A 4,614-nucleotide genomic window follows, 5' to 3' on the forward strand; every position below is an offset into this window, starting at 1 on the left:
GTAGGGTGCGGATTGGGCCTCGAAATCGAGTGCTTGGTCCCATTCGAAGGTGATCGCCTTCGTTGCCTGCTTCGAGACGATGTCGTAGCGCACGGCACCGATTCCGACCTGGTGGGCGATTCGCTCGACGTCGTCATCGGTCAGCTCGTCGTCGCGAATGCGGTCGTCGAGGCGGTCCTCGACTTCCTGGCGGGCGCGGTCGATCGCCTCGTCGAGCAGGTCGTCCAAGTCGACGCCGGTACCCTCGCGGGTAGACATCCCGAGTCCGCCGGGGAGATTGACCCACGAGAAGATGACGTTCTCCAGCTGGTCGGTATCGTTGCCAAGCAGTTCGAGGGTCTGTCGGAGTTGGTCGGCCTGCAGCTTGTGGTCCTCGCCGAGGACGGTCACGGCGCGATCGTAGTTGTCGAACTTCCACTCGTGATGGGCGAGGTCGCGGGTCGTGTAGAGGGTGGTGCCATCGGAGCGCAGGAAGACGAGATTCTTGTCGATGCCGTGCTCGTCGAGTTCGAGCTGCCAGGCGTCGTCCTCGTAGACGGCCTCGTCCAGTTCCTGCAGGCGGTCGACGAGTTCGTCGGTGTCGCCGTTGCGCATGAACCGCGTCTCCTTGACGANCGTCGTCCTCGTAGACGGCCTCGTCCAGTTCCTGCAGGCGGTCGACGAGTTCGTCGGTGTCGCCGTTGCGCATGAACCGCGTCTCCTTGACGAACTCGTCGAACTCGGCGGGCAGGCGTTCGAGACACTCTGTCATGCCGCCAAGGACCTGGTCGACGACCTCGCTGACGCGGTCGTAGGCCTCTTCGTCGCCTTCCTCGAGGCCCTGCATGATGGCCTCGATTTCGGCTTCCGCTGCTTCGACTTCGTCCTCGGGGCCGTCTTCGAGGAACGCGTTCCCGACGCGGTAGTAGCGCACGAGGTCGTACTCGATGCGGTCGCGTTCGGGTTCGGTATCGAAGTCGTCTTCGTCGAACGTTTCGTAGGCCCAGGTGAACGTCGCGATCTGGCGGCCGGCGTCGTTGACGTAGTAGTGGCGGTCGACATCGTAGCCGGCGGCGTCGAGCAGGTTGGCGACGGCGTCGCCGATGATCGGGTTTCGCGCGCGCCCGACGTGGACGGGGCCGGTCGGGTTGGCGCTCGTGTGCTCGACGACGACGGACTCCTCGCGGTCCGCGAGGTGGCCGTACTCGGCCTCGGTCGCGATTTCGAGAGTTTCGGCGAGGTAGGCGTCGCTCGGCAGGAAGTTCAGGTACGGCCCCTGGGTCTGCACCGCGGCGACGTAGGTCAGTTCGTCCGTGTCGATCTCCGCGGCGAGTTGGGCGGCGACCTGCGGCGGGGCCGCGCCGGCCTCGCCGGCGAGTCGGAACGCGACGCTCGAAGCGAGCACGCTCTCGACGTCTTCCGGCGGTTCTTCGATCCCGAGGTCGTCCGTGGGGAACTCGAGTTCGGCGAGCGCGGCCTCGAGTGCGCCCTCGACCTCTTCGCGTAGGGCAAGGAACATACCCGCCCGTATTCAGGGGGCAAGTAAAGGAATGTCGGGTTTCGTCGCCGATTCGGGTCGTCCGGGTTCGACGGCGATTCTGTGATGAACCGTAACCAGTGTGTTATTTCGGTGACCGCAACGGCGTCACGGCCGAACCAATAGAACGGAGCGACGACCGAGTTCGGTCTACTCCGACGAGTCGGCGACCGACAGTGGCAGTTCGAGTTCACCATCCTCATCGCGACCCAGTTCGTCCTCGGGTGCGACACGCTCGCCGCTCAGTTCGGCCTGCACCTTCTCGGTGAGCAGGTCGACGGCCATCCGATTCGCGCCCTCGGGGATGATCACGTCCGCGTCTTTCTTCGTCGGTTCGACGAACTGCTCGTGCATCGGTTTGACCGTCCCCAGGTACTGGTCGATGACGCCCTCCAGATCGCGGTCGCGCTCGACCACGTCGCGCTCGATGCGCCGAAGGATGCGAACGTCAGCGTCGGTCATCACGTAGACACAGAGGTCGAGCATCTCGAGGATGACATCGTCGTGCAGCGAGAGGATGCCTTCGAGAACGATCACGTCGGTGGGCTCGACGTGGACGAACTCGTCCAACCGGACGTGGCGCTCGAAGTCGTACTGGGGCATCTCGATGGGCTGGCCCATGAGCAACGAGTTCAGTTGGTCCCGAAGCAGTTCCCACTCGAAGGCGTTCGGGTGGTCGTAGTTGACGTCCGCGCGCTCCTCGTAGTCGAGGTGGGAAAGGTCCTCGTAGTAGTTGTCGAGCGGGATTCGGGTGACTGCCTCGCCGACGGTTTCGGCGACCGTCCTCGAGACGGTGGTCTTGCCGGCACCCGTGCCGCCGGCGATGCCGATGGCGAACGACGGAATACTCATCGTCCGATCCAGGTCGGTTGGCGACATTAATCCGATGATCTGCACTCGTCGTGTCTCTCCGTCGTGTCTCTGGCGGGCGGTCGCGCCGGTGGTGCGGTCGAAGAGCGAAACGGCGCTCGCAAAGAGCGCTGCTGGCGGAAACGAAGATCCTGTCCCTGGTCCGGGGCGGCAGAAACGAGTTCAACAACGGGTCTGGACCCGAAAACGCCACGCTGCAGGGGCCGCTCAAAGCGTCTTCAACCCGCTGCCGGTCAGCGGAACGACGACGTCGTCGTCCGGCGCGAGCGTGCCGTCCTCGCGGTACTGCTGGAGGGCGGCGGGGGCGACGGCGCTCGTCGGTTCGACGTAGAAGCCGTTGCGATGGAGGCGGTCGAGCGCGGCTTCGATCGGATCGTCGCCGAGCGCGATGACCTCGCCCCCCGTTTCCGTGATCGCCTCGATAATCTGGTTCTTGCGCGCCGGGAGTTCGATCTGGATGCCGTCGGCGATGTCGGTGTCGCCCGCTCCCTCGTCGTCCTCGCCGGCCGGATCGCCGCCGATCGCCTCGACGATGGGGGCGTGGCCCGCCGCCTGCGCGCCGAGCAATCGGGGCATCTCGTCGACGATACCGGCCTCGTTCAGCAACGAAAAGCCCCGGTAGGCCCCGAGCAGGAGCGTCCCGTGACCGACCGGGAGGACGACCGCGTCGGGAACGGTCCACTCGCGCTGTGCTGCAACCTCGAACGCGAAGGTCATCGTGCCCGCGTAAAAGGCCGGGTTCCAGGCGTGGCTCGCGTACCAGCCGTCGCCGGATTCGACCGCGTCGATACAGGCGTCGGTCACGTCCTGCCTGCTCCCCTCGACGCGGACGGGGCGGGCGTCGGCCCGCTGAATCGTCATCAGCTTCGACTGCTTGACCCCCGCCGGCACGTAGATATCCGCCTCGATGCCGGCCCGCGCCGCATACGTCGCGATCGCGGCCCCGGCGTTTCCCGACGAGTCCTCGACGATCTTGTCGACGCCGAGTTCAACTGCGCGCGAAAGCGTCGTCGTCGCGCCGCGGTCCTTGAACGACCCGGTCGGAAAGACGTACTCGAGTTTGAACTGGGCGTTCCACTCCTCGTCGTCGACCAGCGGCGTAAAGCCCTCGTGGAAGGTCACGTGCGGTTCGATCGGAATGAACTCGAAGAACGTCCAGAGGCCGTCGCTCGTGTCGAGTTGGGACAGCGAAAGCGGGTCGCCTTCGGGGTGGGGACGCTCGCTGAACTCGAGTGCGCGACCGCACTGACAGCGCCACGGTTCGTTCGGACCGGCTTGATACGTCGTCTCGCATGCGGGGCAGATGAGGTCGGTTGGCATAGTCTGTGTCAGTGGTGGGGTAGTGGGTTGGTAGTAGCGTGTTAGTGGTGGATTAGTAGTGTTCGTGGCGGTGGGAGTCTAGTGGAGTATCAGTCGGTATCAGTTTCGGGGATCGTGTTTGGAGCGGTTTCAGTAGGAGTCGATGTCGGTTCCGACGGAGCAGACGTATTCGCCGGTCGCGACCTGGGGAAGGCGACGAGTTCGCCAGAGGATGCCGTCGCTGTCGGCGGTAACGGTCGCCTTGGGTTCGCCGAAGGGCGTCGTAATCTCGAAGAGCACGTCGCCGGATGCGACTTGCTCGCCGAGGTCTTTCTCGAAGCTGACGAGGCCGCCGTTCGGCGAGCCGTACTGTTCGAAGCCGTTGGCGCGGGTCTGGCGCTCGAGTTCGGTCGTGCCGTCGATGAAGTCGTAGTAGGAGAGGACGTTGAAGACGCCCTCGACGCCCTTCTGAATGCTCGTTTCGTCCCAGCCGACGCAGCCGCCGAGTTCGGGGTCGATGGTCGGAATCCCGTCGTCGGGAGCGGCGCGGGCGAGTTGGCCGTCCGGGCCTTTCTGGTCCAGGACGTAGCCGCAGCCGAAGGCTTTCGCGAGTTCGAGACAGTCGTCGTGGAGGCGGTGGCGTTTTCCACAGCGAACGCGGACCTCGTCGAGCATGCGACTGGTCGAGCCCTGGTGGAGGTCGAGAATGAGGTCGGCCTGGGTCGCGATATCGAAGGTGGCGGCGGCGATGCGTTCGCTCGAGGTGCCGGTTTCGGTGCCGGGGTAGGCCCGGTTCATCTTCGTGTCGTCGATCGGGTTCCGGTGTTCGGCGATCTGGAACGCGTGGTAGTTGACGATGCCGACGATCAGGATCGTCCCGGACAGCGTCGTCGGATCGAGCTGGGGAACTGTCTCTTATACACATCTCT

Annotated in this window: 2 protein-coding genes and 2 pseudogenes; all 4 read right to left on the reverse strand. The window is 64.8% G+C overall.

Translation table 11 applies throughout. The annotated features are described in order from the left end of the window. Window positions 1-1,498: pseudogene (locus tag C480_RS11095) on the reverse strand (arginine--tRNA ligase); the annotation flags it as partial. A gap of 168 nt (window positions 1,499-1,666) precedes the next feature. Beyond that, window positions 1,667-2,368 carry a uridine kinase gene (gene udk, locus C480_RS11100; RefSeq protein WP_049903593.1) on the reverse strand — a complete coding sequence of 234 codons (702 nt, stop codon included), beginning with the start codon at window positions 2,366-2,368 and terminating at the stop codon, window positions 1,667-1,669. Window positions 2,369-2,593: 225 nt separating this feature from the next. Then, window positions 2,594-3,706 (reverse strand): pyridoxal-phosphate dependent enzyme, encoded by a 1,113-nt coding sequence (locus C480_RS11105; RefSeq protein WP_006665706.1) that lies wholly within the window; start codon window positions 3,704-3,706, stop codon window positions 2,594-2,596. A 129-nt stretch (window positions 3,707-3,835) separates the two neighbouring features. Further along, window positions 3,836-4,594: pseudogene (locus tag C480_RS11110) on the reverse strand (succinylglutamate desuccinylase/aspartoacylase family protein); the annotation flags it as partial. Window positions 4,595-4,614 lie beyond the last annotated feature (20 nt).

The organism is Natrialba aegyptia DSM 13077, from assembly GCF_000337535.1.
Classification (GTDB): domain Archaea; phylum Halobacteriota; class Halobacteria; order Halobacteriales; family Natrialbaceae; genus Natrialba; species Natrialba aegyptia.

What these genes read in the sequence shown, in the direction of transcription:
- udk (WP_049903593.1), bottom strand. Translation starts at nt 2,368, where the DNA reads ATGAGTATTCCGTCGTTCGCCATCGGCATCGCCGGCGGCACGGGTGCC.
- C480_RS11105 (WP_006665706.1), bottom strand. Translation starts at nt 3,706, where the DNA reads ATGCCAACCGACCTCATCTGCCCCGCATGCGAGACGACGTATCAAGCC.